Source organism: Streptomyces sp. NBC_00247, from assembly GCF_036188265.1.
Lineage (GTDB): Bacteria > Actinomycetota > Actinomycetes > Streptomycetales > Streptomycetaceae > Streptomyces.
The window spans coordinates 6,765,023-6,785,835 of the sequence record NZ_CP108093.1 but is presented as its reverse complement, the minus strand read 5'-3'; the positions used below and the strand labels follow the sequence as shown (position 1 = coordinate 6,785,835).

Below are 20,813 nucleotides of genomic sequence, written 5' to 3'. Positions count from 1 at the left end.
ACGCGCCCGTCCCACAGGCGCGTCCGTCCCCCGGCGAGCGGTTCCGCGAAGAGACCTCAGTCGGGCGGGGGTGTGCGTCCCGACTCCAGCTCCCGCAGGGCACGCGAGACGTCGAAGGGCAGGATCGTGACCGCGACGTGCGGGAGGTTGCCCAGCGCCTTCGCCATCGCCTCGCCGGTGCCCCGGTGGAGCACCTTGCCGAGGGCGTTGGCGTACAGCCGCCGGGGCACGAGCACCGTCAGCGAGGTCTCGCCGTCCCGGGTGGTGCGCACGGCCAGTTCCCGCATCGCGTGGCGCAGCCTGCGGTCCGGGCAGGCCACCAGTTCCAGAGCCACCGAGGTCGCGGCCGTCGACTCCCACACGTCGGACAGGTGCCGTGCGCGGGTCTCGTCGATGGCGAAGTGCACCGCCCGGGTCTCGTCCGGCCGCAGTTCGTGGGCGTACCGCAGAGCCTTCAGCGTGGCGAGGTCCAGTGAGTCGACGAGGACGAACACCTGGTGGCGCCGCACCCGGGGCCGGTCCGCTCCGGTGGGCAGCCGTTGCAGTACGGCGGCCTCGCGCCGGTACTCGCGGTTGATCCGCATCAGTACCCACACTCCGAGCGGGAAGATCACCACGACCAGCCAGGCCCCCTCGGTGAACTTGGTGACCGCGAAGATCAGCACCACGGCCGCGGAGATGGCCGCCGCCAGCGCGTTGACCGTGATCTTCGTCCGGCGCAGCGGCTCGCGCCTTCGCAGGTGGTACGCGGTGAGACCGGCTCCCGCCATGGTGAAGGCGGTGAACACACCGATCGCGTACAGGGCCACCAGTCGGTCCACGCTGGCGCCGGTGGCGAGCAGCAGCGCCAGGGAGATCACGGCGAGGGCGATGATGCCGTTGGAGAAGGCGAGCCGGTGCCCTCGCCGGGTCAGCACCCTCGGCAGGAACCGGTCCTGGGCCACGAAGCTGGCCAAAAAGGGAAACCCGGTGAACGGGGTGTTGGCTCCGGTGTAGAGGACCAGTGCGGTCGCCAGTTGGACGAAGACGAGCCCGGCTGTCCCCGGCACGCCGTCGCCGAAGGCGAGATGCGCCTCCTGTGCGATGACCGTCGGTGTTCCGTCGGTGTACGGGACGGCGTGGGTGAAGTGCGCCATGGTGGAGACGCCGAGGACCAGGACGGCGAGGACGCAGCTCATGGTGACGAGGGTGCGCCTGGCGTTGCGGCCCTGTGGTTCGCGGAAGGCGGAGATGCCGTTCGAGATCGCTTCCAGGCCGGTGAGGGACGAGCCGCCGTTGGCGAAGGAGCGGAGCACGATGAAGAGCGAGGCGCCGTAGAGCCATCCGTCGCCGGGAGTGCCCAGGGGCACGACCCCGGCGGCCTTCAGGTCGGCGTGCGGCAGTCCGCCGGTCAGGCCACGCACGGCCGCCACGACCAGGACGAGGCCGACGGCGGTCATGAAAAGGTAGGCGGGCAGCGCGAACATCCGGCCCGCCTCACGGATTCCGCGCAGGTTTCCGAATGCGAGCAGGACGATCACCCCCGCCGAGACCGGAAGTTGGAGGTGGTCCAGGCCCGTCCAGTCGTCGCCGGCGAGGTGGGCGAGCGAGATCAGCGCGTTGGTTCCGGCCGAGACCTGTACGGCGACGGTGACGATGTAGTCGACCAGCAGCGCCACGGCGGCGACCTGCGCGACGTCCGGTCCGAAGTTCTCCCGGGCGACCACGTAGGAGCCGCCGGCCCGGGTGTAGAGGGTGACCACGTCGCTGTAACAGAGCGTCAGGAGAAAGAGCACCAGCAGGATCGCGCCGGTCAGCGGCATCAGCAGGGTGAAGGCTGCGGCACCGACGACGGGCACCAGCACCCGGAGCATCTCCTCGGAGCCGTACGCCGAAGAACTGACGCAGTCGGAGGCGAGGACGCCCAGCGCCGTCCGGTTGCCGAGCTTCCGGCCGATGGACTCGGTGGTGAGGGGCGCACCGAGGAGGCGGCGCTTGGCGCGGTACATCGGCCGGTCGAGGGTCACGCCCCCATCAGAACGGGCGGGCGTACGGGAGCCCGGCAGGCACCACCGGCAGCCACTCACACGGGGGCGCCCCGGCCGCGGGGCCGGGGCGCCGTTCCGGCAGCGGGCCAGGTCGCGGCGACGCCGGCCGGCCGGCCCGGCTCCTGGACGACGTGGCCGCGGGCGGGGTCCGCAACGACGTCGCGGGCCGCCGTCCCCCCGGTCGGCCTCCCCGCCGTCCACGCCGAGGCCGACCGGGGCGCGCTGCGCGGGAAGACCGTCATCACCGTCCGGAGTCCCCGAACGGCGGCGGTGGGCCCGGTGACCCGACGCCGTCAGAAGGCGTACCTGACCCGCATCCAGGGCGCGTGCTCCCCCAGCAGGCCCTGGACGCGGGTCAGGGACCGCCGCTTGATCTCCCGCTCGTAGCGGACGTTGAGCGCGCCGTTCTGCGAGCGCTTGGTCTCCTGGGCCTCGGGCTGCCAGAGCACGTCCTCGGCGCGGGGGTGCCAGCCGAGGTTGACCTCGTGCAGCGCCCGGTTGTGGGTCAGCATGATGATTTCGGCCGCCGCCTGCTCCTTCACCCGGGCGGGCAGCACGTCGTCGAGGTGGGTGAACAGCTCGGCCCAGTCCCGTTGCCAGCCGGGGCGAAGTACGACCGGCGAGAGGTTGAAGTGGACCTCGTAGCCCGCGTCGAGGAAATCGGCGGCGGCGGCGATCCGTTCGGCGACCGGGCTGGTACGGATGTCCAGCAGCCGTGCGTCGTCGTGCGGCATCACGGAGAAGCGCACCCGGGTACGGCCCCGGGGGTCGAGCGCGAGCAGGTCGGGGTTGACGAACTTCGTGGCGAAGGAGGCCTTCGCCGTCGGCAGCGTACGGAACGCGGCGACGAGGTCGGCGGTGTTGTCGCAGATCAGGGCGTCCACGGAACAGTCGCCGTTCTCGCCGATGTCGTAGACCCACGAGCGGGGATCGCAACTGTTGGGTTCCGTCTTGGGGCCCTGCGCCCGTACGTGGCGCCGGACGTGGGCGACGATCGCCTCGATGTTGGTGAACAGCGTGATGGGGTTGGCGAAGCCCTTGCGCCGGGGGACGTAGCAGTAGACGCAGGCCATCGCGCAGCCGTTGGAGGCGCCGGGTGCGATCCAGTCGGCCGACCTTCCGTTGGGGCGTGTGACCAGGTGCTGTTTGACTCCGAGGACGAGCGTCTCGGTCTTGACGCGTACCCACCGGGCGATGTTGCCGTCGTTGCCGTGGAGGGAGGGGATGCGCCAGTGGGTGGGGACCTCCGTCACGGGCACCCCGGGCAACCGGGCCATGATCTGCCGGCCGCGCGGCGAGTCGAGCGCCGCCGGCTCGGCGTAGACCTCCCGCACGTCGAGCATCCTGCGTGCCCGGGGGGTGTCACGGAACGGCTGGGGCACGGCGGACTCCCCTGCGGTGTCCGGCCATCCGAAGAGTGCCTGCTGCTGGGGCTCCGCCGGGGCGGGTTCCTCCGCCGGGGCGGGTTCTTCCCTCGCGGGCCGCCCGGAACGCGGGTCCACGTCCTGCTCCTTCTCTCGTGCGGGCGGTCGGCGGCCACCGGACGGGGTGGTCGCGTGCTCAGTCCGGGCGGTGGCGCTCCTGCTCCAGCAGTTCGTCCAGATCGGTGAGCCGGTCCAGTCCCCGGACCACCTGGCCCATCCGGGCGTTGTGCTCGAACCGGTCGCGGTGGCGGTGCAGCAGGTTCCAGTATCCGGCGGTGAAGGGGCAGGCGTCCTCGCCCACCCGCACGGTGGGCTTGTAGCGGCAGGGGCCGCAGAGATCGCTCATGCGGTCGATGTAGGCGCCTCCGGAGGTGTACGGCTTGGTGGTCATCCGGCCCCCGTCCGCGTACTGCGACATGCCCACCACGTTGGGAACCATGACCCAGTCGTAGCCGTCCACGAAGCTGCGGTGGAACCAGTCGGTGACGGCGCGCGGTTCCCAGCCCCGTTGCAGGGCGAGGCTGCCCAGGATCATCAGGCGCGGAATGTGGTGGGTCCAGCCGGTCTCCCTGACCTGGTCGAGGACGTGGGCGACGCAGTTCGCGCCCGTGCCCCGCGAGGACAGTTCGGTGAACCACTCGGGCAACCGGCCCCGGTGGCGCAGGGTGTTGCTCTCCCGGTACTCCGGGCCGAAGTACCAGTAGACGTGCCAGACGAACTCGCGCCATCCGGCGATCTGCCGTACGAAGCCCTCGGCGCTGTTGAGCGGAGCGTCGCCGGACCGCCACCGCGCCTCCGCCCGTTCGACGCACTCCGCGGGGTCCAGCAGCCCGAGGTTGAGGGACGAGGAGAGCAGGCTGTGGCTCATCGTCCTGTCCTCGGCGAGGACCGCGTCCTCGTACGCGCCGAACGTGGCGAGCCGGTGCTCGGCGAAGCGGCGGAGTGCCGCGAGGGCCTCGCGACGGGTGGCGGGAAATCTGCGCGGCGCGTCCTCCCCGACGAACCCGACGTCCCCGTCGCGCGCCCAGCGGTCGAGGTCCGAGCGCACCTCGGCGTCGATGTCGCTCTCCCGGGGCCGGTAGGGCGCCGGGACACCGAGCCCACTCGCGCCGCGCGGTGGCGGCTCCCGGTTGTCGTGGTCCAGGTTCCACCGGCCGCCGGCCGGCCGGTCGCCCTCCATCAGCAGATCGTGTGTCCGGCGGACCCAGCGGTAGAAGTCCTCCTGACGGAGATGCTTCGTGCCGCGGCCGTCCGCCCATTTCCTGAACTCCTCGTGCGCCACGAGGAAACCGCGCGCCGGCAGGACACGTACGGAGGGCAGGGTGTCCACGAAGGCGCGGGCGGCGTGGGACGTGGGGTGGTGCACGGTCACCGGTCCGTCCCCCACGGCCTCGCGCAGCCCTTCGCGGTAGGTGTCCGCCTTGACGTAGCGCACCCTTTCCCCGAGTTCGGCGGCCCGGTGGCGCATCGCCGACAGGATCAGATGGGCCTTGGCGCGGTGGAACCGTCTGCGGCGGAAGACGCTCCTGGCCTCGATCATCAGCAGCGGCGCGTCCCGGTGCGGCCCGCCGCCCGACGGATCGGTGAAGTGGGGCCCGAGCTGATCGCCGAACAGCCAGTGGGGGGTGGCGGACTCTTCGTCGCTCATGCCGGGCGCTCCCTCGACGGTCCGTTCTGCCCTGTCCTCGTCCACCGATCAAAGCGCACGCCGGTCCGGGCGGTGTCCCTCACACGCCGGGTACGTCGCCCGGAGACTCCGGTGCCGAGGCGAAAACGGCGGTCCGGTCGGGACGACCGGCCGGGTCGGCGGCGTTGAGGCGGTTGAGCGCCTGGGCGGTGGCGGCGTCCGCAGGCAGGAACGCCTCGACGGCCAGCTCCGCGACGGTCGCGTCGAGCGGCATGCCGAAGGTGGCGATGGTGCAGATCAGCGAGAGTTCGGCGCCCCGGTACCGCAACCGCAGCGGCAGGGTGAGGTCGGTGCCCTCGGCGCGGGCCGGCCGGTCCGGTTCGCCGGCCGCCGGGTAGCCCCGCAGCTCCCGCAGCAGCCCGGTCAGCCCCGGTTCCGCGGTCAGCTCGACCCGCCGCTCCAGGCGCAGCAGCAACTGGTCCCGCCATTCGGGGAAGTTCAGGATGCGCGGCCGCATCCCCCGGGGGTGCAGCGCGAGTCGCAGCGCGTTGACGGGCGGGCGCAGCAGTTCGCGCGCCGCGTCCTCGGCGAAGAGCGCGAAGCCGCTGTTGCTGAGCACGATGTTCCAGTCGTGGTCGACGACGAGGGCGGGCAGCGGTTCGTGTCCGGTGACGATCTGCCGGAGCGCGTCGCGAACGGGGCGCATGCCGTCCGTGTCCAACGGTGAGTCGGTGCGGACGGGGGCGTACCCGGCGGCCAGCAGAAGCTGGTTCCTCTCGCGCGGCGCCAGCTCCAGGTGCCGGCCCAGGCGCAGCACCATGTCGCGGCTGGGGCTCGACCGGCCGGTCTCCAGGAAGCTGAGGTGGCGGGCGGAGATGTCGGCCCGGGTGGCCAGCACGAGCTGGCTGTAGCCCCGGCGTTCCCGCCACCGGCGCACGAGTGCGCCCACCGGTCGGTGCGGCTGCCGTTCGTCGTGCGCCTCGGTCATCCCCCCACCCTGCATCAGTGCGGGTTCGGGAGACAACCGCGGTACGGGTCGCGGGAGATGACGGGACGGGCCGTCCGTGGAGGGGCCGCTGCCCGCCCGGGTCCGGGCAGCGGGGCCCGGACGGGCCGCGGGGCCGGAGGTCACCCCTCGTGCCGCTTCGTCCGGGTGAAGCGGTGGTGCTCCCGGACCTGTCCCGTACCGTCGCGGAGCAGGAAGTCCACGCCCTCCGCTCCCTGGTCGGCCCTCTCGCCGGCGCTGGCCTCGCGCCACCGGTAGCGGAGCGCATCGTGCTGCGCGGAGGTGCTACCCGCCAGGAGCCGCACGCCTCCGTCCACGAGTGCGGCGGTGATGGAGTGCGGGCCTTCGTGCACTCCGTCGCCGTCGACGAGGCGGGCGTCCGGCAGGTAGAGCCGGGCCGCGTCCGTCAGCGCCAGGTGGCGCTCCGCCTGCCCGTCGAGTGCTCCCGAAGCCTCCGGGGGCTCGTTGAACTGGTAGTCGGCGGCGATCCGGCCGTCACCGTCCAGCAGCACCACGTCGAAGCCGACTGCGAGCACCTCGTCCTTCCGGTCCGCGGGCGTCATCACCCAGTCGAACGCCAGTGCGCTGCGGTTGCGCATGAGTTCGCCGCCGGACCTGAATCGAAGTGCCCGGCCGCCGACGAATTGGTCGTACGCCTCGGTGATGCGGGCCACCAGTTCCTCGGTGCCCCGAAAGCGCCGGGTCGCGGTGAGATGCAGGCCGTCGGGCCGCCACAGGGCCGCCACCGCGGCTCGCCGGGCCGCGGGGTCGGGCTCGTTCCAGAGGGCGATGTAGCGTTCCAGGGTCGCGTGCGCGCTCATGCGGGGTTCTCTTCCGGTCGGCCCCGGGGGCACGGCAGGCCGCCGCTCCGGGAGGTCGGTGGGGATCACTCGGCGGGGGCGTTCGTGCGGGGCAGGGCCTGCACCAGCAGGGCCAGTGCGGCGGCGACCGCCACCAGGAAGACGATTCCCCGGATGAAGGCGTGCGGATAGGAGGCCGCCGCGGGGTTCTCGCCGAGGGCTCCGAAGAAGACGAGGCCGATCGCCGCCACGCCGATCGCGTTGCCGATCTGCAGGCCGGTGGTCAGTACGCCGGAGGCGGCCCCGGCGTACTGCGGGCCGACCCGGGCCAGCACCGTGGAGGCCAGGGGTGCGACCGCCAGGCCCATGCCGGCGCCGTCGATCACCAGTCCCGGGACGAGCCACGCGGTGCTGCCGTCCGTACCGAGCCGGTCGGCGGTGAGGCCGATGACGACCAGGCCGGCGAGCATGAGCAGGGCGCCGACGGCGAGCACCTGACGGCCGAGACGGGCGGCGTACTTCGAGGCGTTCATCGACGTGTAGAGGTACCCGGCGCCGATCGCGGCGAAGAGCAGGCCCGCCTCCAGGGCGGTCAGGCCCCGGCCGTCCTGGAGGTACAGGGCGAGTACGAGGAAGAATGACGCCTGGCCCGTCCAGAAGACCAGCTGCAGGGCGAGACCGACGACGAAGGCGCGGTCACCGAACAAGTCCATGTTCACCAGAGGCGATCCGCCGCGCGCGGCGATCGTCCGCTCCACGGCCACGAACACGGCGAGCAGCACCGCGAACGCGCCGAAGGACACCCAGGTCCACGCCGGCCAGCCCTGCTCCCTGCCTTCCACCAGCGGCAGCACGAGGGCGACCAGGGCGAGGGTGATGAGGGCGACGCCCGCGAGGTCGAGCTTCGGCCGGCCCTCCGCCCGGGCCTCGGGTACCACCTTCAGGGTCAGACCGATGATGAGTGAGCAGAGCGGCACGTTGACCAGGAAGCAGGAGCGCCAGCCCCAGCCGGCGATGTCGGCCTCGATCAGCAGACCGCCGATCAACTGGCCGAAAACGGCTGCCAGTCCCATGGCCAGGCCGTAGCCGACGAACACCTTGCCCCGGGCCGCCCCGGTGAAGACGGTACTCAGCAGCGCCAGGACCTGGGGGGCGAGCAGCGCCGCGGCCAGCCCCTGGAGGACCCGGGAGAAGACCAGGAAGTCCCCGGTCCGGGCGATGCCGCACAGGAGCGAGGCGACGGTGAACAGGGCCAGGCCCAGCAGGAACATCCTGCGCCGCCCGTAGAGGTCGCCGAGGCGCCCCCCGGTGATCAGCCCGACGCCGTACGCGAGACCGAACCCCGCGACCACCCATTCGACGGCGGCGGAGCTCGCTCCGATGTCGGTCCGCAGCGAGGGTATCGCGACGTTGACGATGAAGAAGTCGAGGGTGGCGATGAAGACGCCGGCCAGCACGACGGGCAGGACCAGCCGGTGCGGAACGCCCGGACTCCCGGGCGGCACGGCTGGCGGTGGGAGCGCCGGGGCGCCGCGGTCGGTCTCGGTGGTCATCGGTCGGACTCCTGATCGTTCACGAGGGGAGGTCCCGTCGGCGTTCACGTCCGCATGGACGCGGGACCGAGCGGTTCGCACAGCGTGCCGAGGACTCGCTCCGAGGGTCAATTACTCGCCAGGTAAGAGACGTTGTTTCCCAAAGGGCCCTCGGACATGGACACCCCCACCGACCAGGGAGAGCGAAGGAGGGCGGGGCACCGGAAGGAACCGGGCCCTCCCGTCCGGTCCGGCCACCCGGAACCGCTCGGAGGGAGCGGGGTTCCGTTCGACCTGGGCACACTCGTTCGCCACATTTTTTGGCAGCACCGGCCCGCTCACCCGAATACCCGTCGGCGTACGGCAGTTGTGCCGCCGCAGATGCGGCCGAAACACGTCCGCGCCCGTACAAACATCAGGCGGCGCGTGATCATCGTATCGAGTTAATGTCAGCGGTTTTCCTTGGTCCCGGGGGCGGATCGGCCATTAGTGTCCTCTGCGTCTGGAGGGGTTTCCTTCCACATACCCCTTTTCCCTCGTGTTGCCCGGTGACGTCCGTATGCCCGCGTCACCGCCCTGACCATGGAGAGCGTGCACGATGACTGTTGACTCGAGCCCGGACGAGCAACTGGCACTGCCCCGGCAGTCCAGCCTGAGCACGGCGGCTGCCCGCAACCTTGCCAACACGACCAAATCCGCCCCGCAGATGCAGGAGATCACCTCCCGCTGGCTGCTCCGCATGCTCCCCTGGGTGGAGACCCAGGGTGGCGCGTACCGGGTGAACCGCCGTCTGTCCTACACCGTCGGCGACGGGACCATCGAGTTCGTCCAGGAGGGCGCCGATGTCCGGGTGATCCCGCGTGAACTCGGTGAACTGGCTCTGTTGCGCGGCTTCGACGACGTCGAGGTGCTGGCCGCGCTCGCCGACCGGTGCGAGCAGCGCGATTTCCGCGCCGGTGAGACGCTGGTCGAGCGCGGAGCACCGGCGGACCGGATCCATCTGGTCGCCCACGGCCGCATCAGCCAGACCAGCGTGGGCACTTACGGCGACGAGGTCGATCTGGACGTACTCGCCGACGGCGACCGGTTCGGCGAGCACGCACTGCTGGACGAGGACGCCCGGTGGGAGCAGACCGCCACCGCGGAGACCTCCGGCACTCTGCTCACCCTGTCGCGTTCCGATTTCGCCACCGTGCTGTCCCAGGCACCCGGACTCCGTTCCCACGTCGAGGAGTTCACGGCGCTCTCCGGCCGGCACCAGAACCATCGCGGTGAGGCGGAGATCGCCATGTCCGCCGGTCACGTCGGCGAGCACGAGCTTCCCGGCGCCTTCGTCGACTACGAGCTGAAGCCGCGCGAGTACGAGCTCTCCGTCGCGCAGACCATTCTGCGGGTCCACACGAGGGTCGCCGACCTCTACAACGGACCGATGAACCAGACCAAGGAGCAACTCAGGCTCACCATCGAGGCGTTGCGGGAGCGCCAGGAGCACGAGCTCATCAACAACCGGGAGTTCGGGCTGCTCCACAACGCCGACTTCAAGCAGCGCCTCCAGCCGCACTCCGGCCCGCCGACCCCGGACGACCTGGACGAACTGCTCTGCCGTCGCCGGGGTTCCAAGTTCTTCCTGGCGCACCCCCGGACGATCGCGGCGATCGGGCGCGGGTTCAACGCGCGCGGGATCTACCCGGACCACGTCGACCTCGGCGGGCAGCAGGTGCCGGCCTGGCGCGGGGTTCCGATCCTCCCCTGCAACAAGATCCCCGTCACGCCGGAGAAGACCAGCTCGATCCTCGTCATGCGTACCGGCGAGGCGAACCAGGGCGTCATCGGTCTGCATCAGACCGGCCTGCCGGACGAGTACGAACCGGGCCTGTCGGTCCGCTTCATGGGCCTCGACGAGAAGGCGATCACGTCCTACCTCGTGAGCACCTACTACTCCGCCGCCATCCTCGTGCCGGACGCGGTGGGTGTGCTGGAGAACGTGCAGATCGCCCACTGGCCCAGGTAGCGGGCCTGCCCAGAAGGGGCGGCCCCGTGACGTCCCCGGACCAGCAGGGACGGTCGCGGGTGCCCCGGAGGGATTTCGGACAGCCGCCCACCCCACCCGAGGAGCCATGGATGCCAGCGCCCGAGCTGCCTCCGCCGCGGTCGAGCCTGCCTGAGGCCGCCGCCCACTTCGGGGCGCACGTACTCGCGTCCGCCACGACCCGCGCCCCAGACGTCGAGGCCGCCATCGGCGGCGCACCCGGCGGGCTCTCCGTGCCCGCCCCGCCCGCGGGTCCCGTACCCGCCCCACTCGCTGCCCCGCAGGCCGCGCCGCCGCCCCCCGCCGGCGCGGGGGCTGTCGCTCCGGCACCGGACGCCGGTCTGGAGCGCCTCCTGCGCGGCCCCAGCGGCCTGGGCACGGCGGGGCTCCGCCTGATCCTGCGGGAAGCGCCACCGGCGGCGGCGCCTCTGCCTGCACCCGTGCTTCCGCCACTGTCGGCACCCCTGCTTTCGCCGGCGACACCGGCGACGGGTGCCGAGGCGGTCGTGGACACGGCGGAGGGTACGCCCGTCCCGGGGCTCTACTACCACCCGGTGGCCGAGCCCGATCCGGCGCGGGTCGAGGAGGTCAGCAGGCGGATCAAGGCCTGGGCCGTGGACGAGGTCAGCCTGTTCCCCGACGACTGGGAGAAGGAGTTCGACGGCTTCTCCGTCGGCCGCTACATGGTCGCCTGCCATCCGGACGCGCCCACCGTCGACCACCTCATGCTCGCCACCCGGCTGATGGTGGCCGAGAACGCGGTGGACGACTGCTACTGCGAGGACCACGGCGGCTCGCCCGACGGCCTCGGCGAACGCCTCCTGCTGGCGCACACCGCCCTGGACCCGCTCTACACGACCGAGGAGTACCAGCCGCGGTGGGCGGAGTCGCTCGGGGCCGACGCACCCCGGCGCGCGTACCACTCCGCCATGGAGTACTTCGTCCGGGCGGCCAGCCCCTCCCAGGCGGACCGGCTCCGGCACGACATGGCCCGGCTGCACCTGGGGTACCTCGCCGAGGCGGCCTGGGCGCAGCTGGACCGCGTACCGGAGGTGTGGGAGTACCTGGCGATGCGCCAGTTCAACAACTTCCGCCCCTGCCCGACGATCACCGACACCGTCGGCGGTTACGAACTGCCGGCCGATCTGCACGCCCGAACCGCCATGCAGAAGGTCATCGCGCTCGCCGGGAACGCGACGACCATCGTGAACGACCTGTACTCCTACACCAAGGAACTCGACTCCCCCGGACACCACTTGAACCTGCCCGTGGTGATCGCCGAACGCGAGGGCCTCTCCGAACGGGACGCCTATCTGAAGTCGGTCGAGGTGCACAACGACCTCATGCACGACTTCGAGGCCGAGGCCGCGGCCCTGACCGAGGCGTGCCCCTCCCCCCATGTGCAGCGCTTCCTGCGGGGCGTGGCCGCATGGGTCGACGGCAACCACTACTGGCACCGGACCAACACCTTCCGCTACCGACTGCCCGACTTCTGGTAAAGAACGGACCCACCTGTGACCCACACCGAACTCACCCCCGCCCCCGCCTCCCTGCGCCTCCCCCGGCCGGCGACGGCCAGCCCGGCGACGCCCTACCAGGGGGACATCGCCCGCTACTGGGACGGGGAGGCCAGGCCGGTGAACCTGCGCCTGGGCGATGTCGACGGCCTGTACCACCACCACTACGGCATCGGCGACGTGGACCACGCGGCACTCGGCAGTCCCGAGGACAGCGAGAGCGAGAAGAAGCTCGTCGCCGAACTCCACCGGCTGGAGTCGGCCCAGGCCGAGTACCTGCTGGGACACCTCGGCGACATCGGCCGGGACGACACCCTGGTGGACGCGGGCTGCGGCCGCGGTGGCTCGATGGTGATGGCGCACCAGCGCTTCGGCTGCACGGTCGAGGGCGTGACGCTCTCCGCCAAGCAGGCCGAATTCGCCAACGGCCGTGCCGCTGAGCTGGGTATCCAGGACCACGTCCGCTCCCGCGTCTGCAACATGCTCGCCACCCCCTTCGAGACCGGGTCGGTCGCGGGCTCCTGGAACAACGAGTCGAGCATGTACGTCGACCTGGAGGACCTCTTCGCCGAGCACTCCCGCGTCCTCGAAGTCGGCGGTCGCTACGTGACCATCACCGGCTGCTGGAACCCGCGCTACGGCCAGCCCTCCAAGTGGGTCTCGCAGATCAACGCGCACTTCGAGTGCAACATCCACTCGCGCCGCGAGTACCTGCGCGCCATGGCCGACAACCGCCTCGTGCCGACGGCCGTCGTCGACCTCACCCCCGACACGCTGCCCTACTGGGAGCTGCGGGCCACCTCCTCGCTGGTCACCGGGATCGAGGACGCCTTCATCAACTCGTACAAGGACGGTTCCTTCCAGTACCTGCTGATCGCGGCGGACCGCGTCTGACCCGTCCGGTCTCCGGCCTCACCGTGCAGTGGGCCCGTTCCCCGGAACGGGCCCACTTCCGTGACCGCCCGGCTCAGGAGCTGACCGTCACCGCCGACCGGGCTCGTGGGTCCAAGGCCGCGGGCGGGGCAGGGTCCATGGCGCGCGTGCTGCGGGACCGGAAAGCGTGGTGTCGGTCCCGTTCGCCGGACATCGGGGCCCGCGAGACGGGCATTCCGGTGGAGGTGAAGCATGCACGGCGGCGGGTCGACCGACGCCGGAAGGACAGCGCGGGAGCGTGTGCGGCTCCATGCCGTCGAGCGTTCGAGGGCGGGCGGAAGAACGCGGGGACCGCGGTCGCGTCGAGGGTGAGCCCGCGTTCGGCGGAGGGGTGGCGTCTCGCGTCGCGCTCCGCCCCTACGAACCCGTGACCCGCCGAAACGGGGCGATGATCTTCCGTACGGCCTCCGCCGCTCCCCAGCCGTCGTCGTCGTGGGCGATGACGCCCAGCAGTTCCCGGAGGTGGAAGAGGTCCATCCTCTCCCGCCAGCCCGCGTCGATCCCGGTGATCTCCTCGTAGACGGCGAAGAACCGGTCCGAGGCGGGTGGACGGGGGGAACACCACAGCATGCTGAGGTCGACTTCCGGCCAGTTGTAGGAGACGGCGGGGTCGATGAGCACGGGTGCGCCGTCGGCGGTGGCGACGATGTTCTCCTGCCACAGATCGCCGTGGGTCAGGCACGGTGGCCGGTTCGGCACCAGCTCGGGCAGGGCCGCGCACAGCCGCTCCAGGGCCTGCCGCTCCGAGGCGTCGAAAGCCGCCTCGACCAGGGGTTCCTCCAGCCAGCGCAGGATGCGCCGCTCCCCGAAGAACGTATGGCCGTCGGTGTCCCAGGTGTTGTCCTGGCGCAGCCTGCCCAGCCAGCCCGGACGGTGCCAGCCGAAGCGCTCGCCGGTGGTGGTGGTGTGGAGGGCGGCGACCGTGTGGGCGAGCCGCTCCCAGAAACGTGCGTCGTCGCGGCGCGGCCGCATCTTCTCCAGCACGAGCAGTCGGGGCGAGGCGCAGAGTACTTCCGGCGTGATCACCCCGCCGATCTCGCGGAGTTCCGTCAGGCCGACCGCCTCGACGGGGAAGACGTCCTGGTCCGGCCCGAGGAGGGTTTTCGCGAATACCTGGGAACCGTCCTCAAGGGTCACCAGCCCGGCGACGGCGACCGCTCCGCCGGTGGATCTGTCAATCCCCGTGGCCGCGTATCCCGCTCGGTGGAGACGCTCGACCAGTATCGCTTCGTGAGAATCCACGGAACCGCGCTCCTTCATCCAGCGACGTCGACGCCGTAGCCGCGGGCCAGATCTGCCAGCCCGTGGTCGTATCCCTGCCCTACGGCCCGCAGTCGCCAGCCGTCGCCCCGGCGGTACAACTCGGCCAGGATCATGGTGCGTTCGGTGGTGGCCGCGTCGAGTGTGGCCCGCGCGGCAGGGGCTGCGCCGACCCCGCGCAGGGCGGTGATCTCGATGGCCCCGACCTCGGAGAACGTCGCATCGCCGTCGATCGCGGCAGCGACGACGACCCGGTGGATCTCCAGGGGCAGACGCTCCAGCTCGACGGAGACGGCCTGCCCCGTCGGACCGTCCGTAGCGAGTCTCACCGTCCCGTCCGGGTGCTCGGGCGCCCCGTGGAAGACGAAGTCCTCGTCCCCCGGTACCTTTTCGTGCGCGTCGAGGGCGAACGCGACCACGTCGACGTCGCATGCGGTGTGCTGGGCCCAGGCCGCTGCCACCGTCCAGGCCGTACCGGTCTCCGACAGGTCGATGACAGCGCCTCGGACCATGAGTTCCGCACCGTCCCGCGGGTTCTCGGCCACGCTCCGTGGGAGCGCGCCGGGCGCGGCCGACTCGGTGGATTCAGCGAGTGCGACGGGCTCGGCGGACTCGGCGGACTCGGCGAGTACGACGGACTCGGCGGCGAGGAGCCAGTCGGCGTCGTGCACCCGCAGGCCGAGGGAGGTGACCCGGCTCCGCCGCGTGTCGGCCTCGCCGCCGGGAAGCACCACGACATCGGTCACACCGGCCGACAGGTTCACCGCCACGGAGGCACCCCGCGCGACAGCCCGAACGCGTACCTCGGCGGCCTCGCCGTGGGTGCCGCCGAGAACCAGGACCCGGCGCCCGGCCAGGGGCCCCCTTCCCCTGCCCTTCGGGGTGGAGAGCGGGGTCACCGTCGAAGCGGGTACGCGCGGTTCCGGAACGCTCACGGCCGGGGCGGCGCTCGGGGCGGGCGTCGCCGTCGCCCCGCTCACGGGCACCCTGCCCGCGCGGGGCTGACGAGCGGCACCCTTGGCCTGACCGGGCCGTACGTCCTCCAGCAGTCGCAGGTAGGTCGGCTCGTCCAGGAGGAGAACGCCCTCGTCGGCGGCGCGGCGCAGTTTCCCGGACGCGGTGGCGGGGTCGTTGGTCACGAGAGCGCTGGTCTGACCGCTGACCGAGGTCGTCATGTTCAGTCCGGCCTCGACCGAACGGGCGACGAGTTCCTCCCGGGATACGTGGGTGTCTCCGGTGATGCTGACCTTCATGCCCTGGACCAGTGGCATTCCGCGCTCCAGGCGGCCCGGATTCCGGTAGGCACACGGCACCTTGGGGGTGCGGGGCCTGAACCCCTGGCGCGGCGGGCAGTCCAGGAACGGCAAGGAGAGCCCGAGCCGTTCGGCGGCGCCGAGCGAACCGCGCAGGATTGCGGAGAGGACGCGTACGTCGTCCTGCGCGTCGTGCGCCCGCTCCTGACGCACCCCGTAGTGCGCGGCAAGTGTGCCCAGCTTGAGATCGGCCGTCGGGGGACCGACCAGACGGTTGAGGGCCAGCGTGCAGAGTCGTCTGCCGACGGGGAGCACGAGACCGGCGCGGGCGAACTCGTGGGACAGGAAGTTGTAGTCGAAGTGCGCGTTGTGGGCGACGAACACGCGGCCGTCGAGGTACTCGCCCACCTTCGGCGCCACCTGGCCGAAGGTGGGCGCGCCCGCGAGACGTTCGGAGGTGAGGCCGTGGACGTGTACCGGTCCCGGGTCGCAGCCCGGATCGAGGAGGGTGTGGTACTCCCCCGTCTGCCGCCCGTGCGCGTCCAGCGTGAGCACCGCCAGGGACAGCACACGGTCCTGGCCAGGCCTCAGCCCGGACGTCTCCACGTCGACCAGCGCCCACTCGTCGCCGTGGCCGGGCGTCGCGGACGGCTTCGGACTCGACGACAACAGGGCCATGCGAGGCTCCCCTCCCCCGGGTGCGGCAGGCGGTACGCCGTCGGCCGCGGTGATCCATCGAACTGAGGGGATTTTCGCATGTACGCACCACGGTTCCCGACAGGGCGGCGTCCGGCTCCGTTCGGGGCGGCGAGCCGCCCCGGCTCGTGCCCGACACCTGCCGCTCTGCGCCCTCCCCGTCTGCCGGACCGCCACAGCGGTTGACGGACCTCACCGCTCCCCGCTATTGGTGTCGTTGACCGTGCGGGCGTGTCGCGGCGGAGGGAGAACGTGTGAGTACGTGGTGGTGGGTGCCGGCGCCGCCGGTTCTGCTCGGTTGCTGGACCGCCTGGCGGCTCGTCCGGTACCCGGGCAGGTGGGCCCACGCGTTCCACGAGGCGTACGGCAAGGAGCGGAAGGCGCTGGCGGAAGCCCGCGGCTCGGTGAGGAAGCTGAGGAGCACCGCTCGTCGCGAGACGAGGCGGGCGTGGTTCGGCGTGAAGCGGGCGGAGTCCGCCCACCGGCGCGGGGTCCGCCGAGTCGAGTCCGATCTGGAGCAGTTGCGCACGCCGGTCCGTGGTACTCGAATCGACCAGCTGGGTGCGATCTCGCTGTACGAACACGCGGTCCTCGTCGCGGAGGACGAACTTCCGCTGGCGGGCCTGCACGTCCGGTTCGAGCTCGCACGCACCGAGCACGTGTCGTACGTCTACCTCACCCGGCCCGAGGGGCAGACGCACATGGAGCGGTACGAGGGCGAAGAGTTCCCCGAGGAGATCGTGCGCAGGTTCAGCGTGCGAATCGGTAACGCCGCCGCCGCGGCGCACCGGACACGCGAGACGCGCGAGAAGGACATCGCCGCGCTCGAAACCGCCCTCGGCGAGGCCCGCAAGGCGACCGGTCCGGTGGAAGAGGCGCAGCAGCGGCTGGAGGAGACGCGCGCCCGCCACAGCTCCGACCCCAGGCTCCCGCGCGCTCGTGCGGCCCTGGACGACGCCCGCACGGATTGGCGGAACCTCACCGGCCGCCGCCCCTGGTGATCGCCGCCTCCCCGGGTCAGCCGACCAGGTCCGGTGCGCGCAGCATCTCGGGCGGGATTCCCCAGGCGTCGACGAGGTCGACGGCGAGGGGGCGGACCTTGCGGCAGAGTTCGTTGACCTCGCGGGTGATCGCCTTGGAGCGCTGGACGGTCAGCCGGCCGTGCTCCATGAACCAGGCCCGGTCCGACTCGATGACCGACAGCGCGGACAGGTCGCGGAGCAGGCTCAGCGCGGCCTTGTTGCCGCCCTCGGGCAACGTACGCACCTTGTCGGTGAAGGCCTCCAGCACCAGTCGTTCGACATGGGCGCGGGCGACCCCGATCACATGGTCCTGCACCTGTGAGAAGACGGCGCCCGGGTCGCGCTTCTGGTCGATCCCGCGCTGGAGACGGCGTGCCGCGCCGGCGAGCATGTGCTCCTCCCGGTAGCGGAGCATGGCGATTTGGTACTCCGGGTCGAGGAGGCCCGCTTCCTGGTCCCCTTCGTCGCCACCGGGCAGCAGGTCGCGTACCCGCTCGAGGAGTTTGTGGGCCGACGTCTTCTCCAGCACCGTCTCGACGGCGAGACCGGTCACGTGGCGGACCATGCCGAGCTGGTCCAGGTCCTCGAACTCGCTCGCGTAGTGGGTGAGCAGGCCCTTGGCCACGAGCTGCAGGAGAACGTGGTTGTCGCCCTCGAAGGTGGTGAAGACGTCGCTGTCGCTCCTGAGGGCGGCGAAACGGTTGACGGTGAGATACCCGGCGCCGCCGCACGCCTCGCGGCACTCCTGGATGACCCGGGTGGCGTGCCAGGTGCCGAGGGCCTTGGTACCGGCGGCGCGTGATTCGAGCAGGCGCCGCGCGTGCGGATCGTCCCCGGTGCCGGAGAACGCCTCGTGGAGTTGTGTGCGCACGACGTCCTGCGCGAAGTGCAGGGCGTACGTGCGCGCGAGGAGCGGCAGCAGCCGACGCTGGTGGAGGCCGTAGTCGAGGAGGAGTTGCTCCTCGGCCTCCGGGGCCGCCTGGAACTGCCGCCGCCGTACCGCGTACTTCGTGGCGATCGTGAGGGCTACCTTCGCGGCGTTGATGCCGGCTCCACCGACGCAGACCCGGCCCTGCACCAGCGTGCCGAGCATGGTGAAGAAGCGCCGGTCGGGGTTGTCGATCGCGCTCTCGTAGACGCCGTCGGCGGTGACGTCGGCGAAGCGGTTGAGCAGCGCCTCGCGCGGCACGCGTACCCCGTCGAACCGGATGCGGCCGTTGTCCACGCCGTTGAGGCCCATCTTGCGGCCGTCGTCCTCGATCCGGACTCCGGGCACCACCTCACCACCGGAGCGGATCGGCACGAGGAACGCGTGCACGCCCACGGACTTCCGGCCGACCTCCAGCTGGGCGAAGACGACCGCCAGCTCGGCGTGGCGGGCCGCGTTGCCGATGTAGTCCTTGCGCGCCCGGTCGCCCTCGGTGGTGATGACGAACTCCTGGGCGGCGGGGTCGTACCTCGCGACGGTGCCGAGCGCTTGGACGTTGGAGCCGTGCCCACTCTCGGTCATCGCGAAGCACCCCATCAGCCGCCCGGTGATCAGGTCGGCCAGATGGGCTTCGTGGTGGCGTCGGGTGCCGAGTTGGAGGATCGCGCCTCCGAAGAGCCCGAACTGCACACCGACCTTCACCAGCACCGAGAGGTCGCCGAAGGCGAGCGTCTCGAACGCGGCGACGGAGGCTCCGATGTCGCCGCCCCCGCCGTACTCGCCGGGGAAGCCCATGCCGGTCTGGCCGGTCGCGGCCAACTCGACCACGATCTCGCGCACCCGCTCGCGGAACGCGTCGATGCCGAGCTCGTCGGCCTCGTCGAGGACGGCGGCGTGGGCCACCAGGTTGGTCCGGACGAGATCGCGGATCTCGGCGTACTCGCCGTCGAGCAGCCCGGTCAGCGCCCGGACGTCGACCTCGGGCCGCACGTGACCGGTGCCGGGGGTGGTTGCGTTGTCGGTGGTCATGGCATCTCGCTACCCCGGCTTCGGACGATCAAGCGGTCGGCGCTCCCGGTGTTCCGGGGCCCCGCGACAGCTCTTTCGCGGGCGGGTCGACGCGGGCGGCACCTCGCACCGGGTCAGCCGACGGCGATCAGGTCACCCGCCGCGGCCCGGACCGCCGTGTACGCCTGTTCCAGCACCTCGGGCGAGGTGGTCTCCCGGGGCACGTCGTCGGGGGTGTGGAACTGGCGGAAGTTCCCGGCGAGGGAGAGCAGGGGGACCGCGGGGCCGAGGAGCTTGTTCCAGACCGCGCCCTCACCGGGGAACGCGGCGAGCGGGCCGAACCGTGCGGTGGCGAGATCGGCGGCGAGGCCGGGAACCGTGTCGAGACGGGGGTTGGCGGCCGCGCCCCGGGGCGTGAGTGCGAGCCGTCCGTCGGGGCCGGGAGCGGCAGCCGCGAGGGCGGAGCCCAGGTGGAAGACCGCGCGCGGCCGGAGGTCGAAACCGTCTGCCAGGTAGGCGCGCACACCGTAGTTGCTCAGCTCGTGGCCGGTGTTGCCGAGGAAGAAGACCGGGTGCTCGCGCGAGAGCTCGGCGGCGAGCGCCAGAGCCAGCGCGAGGCCGGTCCCGCGCTCGGCCGCGCAGGTGAACCATCCGCTGAGGGGGGTGGTGACCACGATCGGGTCGGCGACCGGCCTCCGGGTGCCGAACCAGCCGGTCAGGCAGTACGCACGCCCCTGGACGGTCCGGGCCCGGAAGTCGACGTCGGCTCCGTACCGCTGGATCCGGTCGGCGAACCGTCCGGGGACGAGGAGCGTCGGGACGCCCGTCTTCGGGGCGTCGGGATCGCTGTTGTAGGCCACAAGACCGTCGTACGCCGGGTAGTTGGCCGTGGTGCTGGTGGTGGGCAGGACCGCCACCGAGGCTCCGGCCGCGGCGGCGTCGGCCACCGCGGCGAGCACGGCGGGGTCGTTGCCGTCCTTGCTGGTGGTCACGGGCCGTACGAAGTCGGCGCGGCCCTTCCGCCGGCCGACGCCCTCGTAATACAGCGGAACGGTGGGAACGCTGACGCCTCCGGCCCGGACCTGCGCCTTCCACGCGTAGTGCGGGTAGTCGTAGTACCAGCGGGCGGTGGTCGCGCCCAGCTCCCGCAACCGTCCCTCCAGCCACCGGAGGGCGGCGGCCTCCTCGCTGCTTCCGGTGCGGTGCTGCCACCTGCTGTACCCCTCGACCAGGGAGTAGAGCGAGGCACCCGACCCGAGGGCACGGCGGCCGGCCCCGGCCACCCGGTGGGAGGACTCGGCGTGCGCGGGAGCGGCGCCGAAAGCTGCGAGACCGGCCGCGGCGGCTCCGGCGGTGAGCACGGCACGACGTGACGGGCCGCCCTGGAAGTTCGGTCGGTTCATGGGTATTTCTGCTCCAGAGAAGGGTGTGGCCGCGCCCCGTTCCGGACGGAGGGGCGTGGACGGGAGAAGGACTGCCCGGTGCACGGGAGATCGCGCACGGACGACGCCCCGGGGCCGTTTCGCGGAGCCGCTCCGTGGCCCGACGGACCTGTCACCGCCGCACCCGGCGGAAGAGGCCCGCGCCTTCTGCGGGTCCGCGCCCGAATCAGGTCACCGGGTCCCGCCACAACGGCCCGCACGGCACACGCACAGGGGCCGGGACGGGACGAGTGACGGGAGGCGGCCGGGGTGCGCGATCAGCATGTTCGTCATTCGATCATGCGAGTGACACGCGTTCCACGGAACGGA

General features: G+C 71.7%; 14 protein-coding genes and 1 pseudogene. 5 read left to right on the top strand and 10 right to left on the bottom strand.

Features of this window, described 5'->3' with window-relative positions; translation table 11 throughout:
- Positions 1 to 56: 56 nt before the first annotated feature.
- The 6 genes from OHT52_RS29085 to OHT52_RS29060 all read right to left on the bottom strand — a co-directional run bounded on the left by OHT52_RS29085 (position 57) and on the right by OHT52_RS29060 (position 8,437).
- Entirely contained in the window at positions 57 to 1,988 is a 1,932-nt protein-coding gene (locus tag OHT52_RS29085; RefSeq protein ID WP_328723949.1) for an APC family permease, read from the bottom strand.
- A 332-nt stretch (positions 1,989 to 2,320) separates the two neighbouring features.
- Positions 2,321 to 3,529, bottom strand: a complete 1,209-nt coding sequence (locus OHT52_RS29080) for a spore photoproduct lyase family protein (protein ID WP_443046701.1) — start codon at positions 3,527 to 3,529, stop codon at positions 2,321 to 2,323.
- Positions 3,530 to 3,587: 58 nt separating this feature from the next.
- Complete coding sequence (locus OHT52_RS29075; protein WP_328723150.1) at positions 3,588 to 5,099, bottom strand: cryptochrome/photolyase family protein; 1,512 nt, start codon at positions 5,097 to 5,099, stop codon at positions 3,588 to 3,590.
- Between the two features lie 79 nt (positions 5,100 to 5,178).
- Positions 5,179 to 6,066, bottom strand: coding sequence for a helix-turn-helix domain-containing protein (locus OHT52_RS29070; RefSeq protein ID WP_328723149.1), 888 nt, complete (start codon positions 6,064 to 6,066; stop codon positions 5,179 to 5,181).
- Between the two features lie 140 nt (positions 6,067 to 6,206).
- Positions 6,207 to 6,905, bottom strand: coding sequence for a hypothetical protein (locus OHT52_RS29065; RefSeq protein WP_328723148.1), 699 nt, complete (start codon positions 6,903 to 6,905; stop codon positions 6,207 to 6,209).
- A 65-nt stretch (positions 6,906 to 6,970) separates the two neighbouring features.
- On the bottom strand, positions 6,971 to 8,437 hold the full coding sequence (locus OHT52_RS29060; protein WP_328723147.1) for an MFS transporter: 1,467 nt from the start codon (positions 8,435 to 8,437) through the stop codon (positions 6,971 to 6,973).
- Positions 8,438 to 9,014: 577 nt separating this feature from the next.
- On the opposite strand from OHT52_RS29060, the gene OHT52_RS29055 reads away from it, so the two are divergent.
- The 4 genes and pseudogenes from OHT52_RS29055 to OHT52_RS31575 form a co-directional block, all read left to right on the top strand.
- A complete protein-coding gene (locus tag OHT52_RS29055) occupies positions 9,015 to 10,427 on the top strand; it encodes a family 2B encapsulin nanocompartment shell protein (RefSeq protein ID WP_328723146.1) in 1,413 nt (470 codons plus the stop codon).
- Positions 10,428 to 10,537: 110 nt separating this feature from the next.
- Positions 10,538 to 11,944 (top strand): family 2 encapsulin nanocompartment cargo protein terpene cyclase, encoded by a 1,407-nt coding sequence (locus tag OHT52_RS29050; protein WP_328723145.1) that lies wholly within the window; start codon positions 10,538 to 10,540, stop codon positions 11,942 to 11,944.
- 15 nt (positions 11,945 to 11,959) lie between these two features.
- Positions 11,960 to 12,856, top strand: coding sequence for a geranyl diphosphate 2-C-methyltransferase (locus OHT52_RS29045; RefSeq protein WP_328723144.1), 897 nt, complete (start codon positions 11,960 to 11,962; stop codon positions 12,854 to 12,856).
- A gap of 231 nt (positions 12,857 to 13,087) precedes the next feature.
- Positions 13,088 to 13,233: pseudogene (locus OHT52_RS31575) on the top strand (IS630 family transposase); the annotation flags it as partial.
- A gap of 19 nt (positions 13,234 to 13,252) precedes the next feature.
- Here OHT52_RS31575 and OHT52_RS29040 read toward each other — a convergent pair.
- Complete coding sequence (locus OHT52_RS29040) at positions 13,253 to 14,137, bottom strand: fructosamine kinase family protein (protein ID WP_328723143.1); 885 nt, start codon at positions 14,135 to 14,137, stop codon at positions 13,253 to 13,255.
- 14 nt (positions 14,138 to 14,151) lie between these two features.
- Entirely contained in the window at positions 14,152 to 16,086 is a 1,935-nt protein-coding gene (locus tag OHT52_RS29035; RefSeq protein WP_328723142.1) for a TerD family protein, read from the bottom strand.
- Between the two features lie 272 nt (positions 16,087 to 16,358).
- Here OHT52_RS29035 and OHT52_RS29030 point away from each other — a divergent pair, with 272 nt between their 5' ends.
- Positions 16,359 to 17,105 (top strand): hypothetical protein, encoded by a 747-nt coding sequence (locus OHT52_RS29030; RefSeq protein ID WP_328723141.1) that lies wholly within the window; start codon positions 16,359 to 16,361, stop codon positions 17,103 to 17,105.
- 16 nt (positions 17,106 to 17,121) lie between these two features.
- Here OHT52_RS29030 and OHT52_RS29025 read toward each other — a convergent pair whose 3' ends face one another.
- Both OHT52_RS29025 and OHT52_RS29020 read right to left on the bottom strand, forming a co-directional pair.
- Positions 17,122 to 19,083 carry an acyl-CoA dehydrogenase family protein gene (locus OHT52_RS29025; protein WP_328723140.1) on the bottom strand — a complete coding sequence of 654 codons (1,962 nt, stop codon included), beginning with the start codon at positions 19,081 to 19,083 and terminating at the stop codon, positions 17,122 to 17,124.
- 113 nt (positions 19,084 to 19,196) lie between these two features.
- Positions 19,197 to 20,465: a hypothetical protein gene (locus tag OHT52_RS29020; protein WP_328723139.1), complete on the bottom strand. Its 1,269-nt coding sequence runs from the start codon at positions 20,463 to 20,465 to the stop codon at positions 19,197 to 19,199.
- Positions 20,466 to 20,813 lie beyond the last annotated feature (348 nt).

Excerpts from the sequence above, each read along its gene's own strand:
- OHT52_RS29065 (WP_328723148.1), bottom strand. The coding sequence starts at position 6,905 with ATGAGCGCGCACGCGACCCTGGAACGCTACATCGCCCTCTGGAACGAG.
- OHT52_RS29075 (WP_328723150.1), bottom strand. The coding sequence starts at position 5,099 with ATGAGCGACGAAGAGTCCGCCACCCCCCACTGGCTGTTCGGCGATCAG.
- OHT52_RS29060 (WP_328723147.1), bottom strand. The coding sequence starts at position 8,437 with ATGACCACCGAGACCGACCGCGGCGCCCCGGCGCTCCCACCGCCAGCC.
- OHT52_RS29025 (WP_328723140.1), bottom strand. The coding sequence starts at position 19,083 with ATGACCACCGACAACGCAACCACCCCCGGCACCGGTCACGTGCGGCCC.
- OHT52_RS29055 (WP_328723146.1), top strand. The coding sequence starts at position 9,015 with ATGACTGTTGACTCGAGCCCGGACGAGCAACTGGCACTGCCCCGGCAG.
- OHT52_RS29020 (WP_328723139.1), bottom strand. The coding sequence starts at position 20,465 with ATGAACCGACCGAACTTCCAGGGCGGCCCGTCACGTCGTGCCGTGCTC.
- OHT52_RS29035 (WP_328723142.1), bottom strand. The coding sequence starts at position 16,086 with ATGGCCCTGTTGTCGTCGAGTCCGAAGCCGTCCGCGACGCCCGGCCAC.
- OHT52_RS29050 (WP_328723145.1), top strand. The coding sequence starts at position 10,538 with ATGCCAGCGCCCGAGCTGCCTCCGCCGCGGTCGAGCCTGCCTGAGGCC.
- OHT52_RS29070 (WP_328723149.1), bottom strand. The coding sequence starts at position 6,066 with ATGACCGAGGCGCACGACGAACGGCAGCCGCACCGACCGGTGGGCGCA.
- OHT52_RS29085 (WP_328723949.1), bottom strand. The coding sequence starts at position 1,988 with ATGTACCGCGCCAAGCGCCGCCTCCTCGGTGCGCCCCTCACCACCGAG.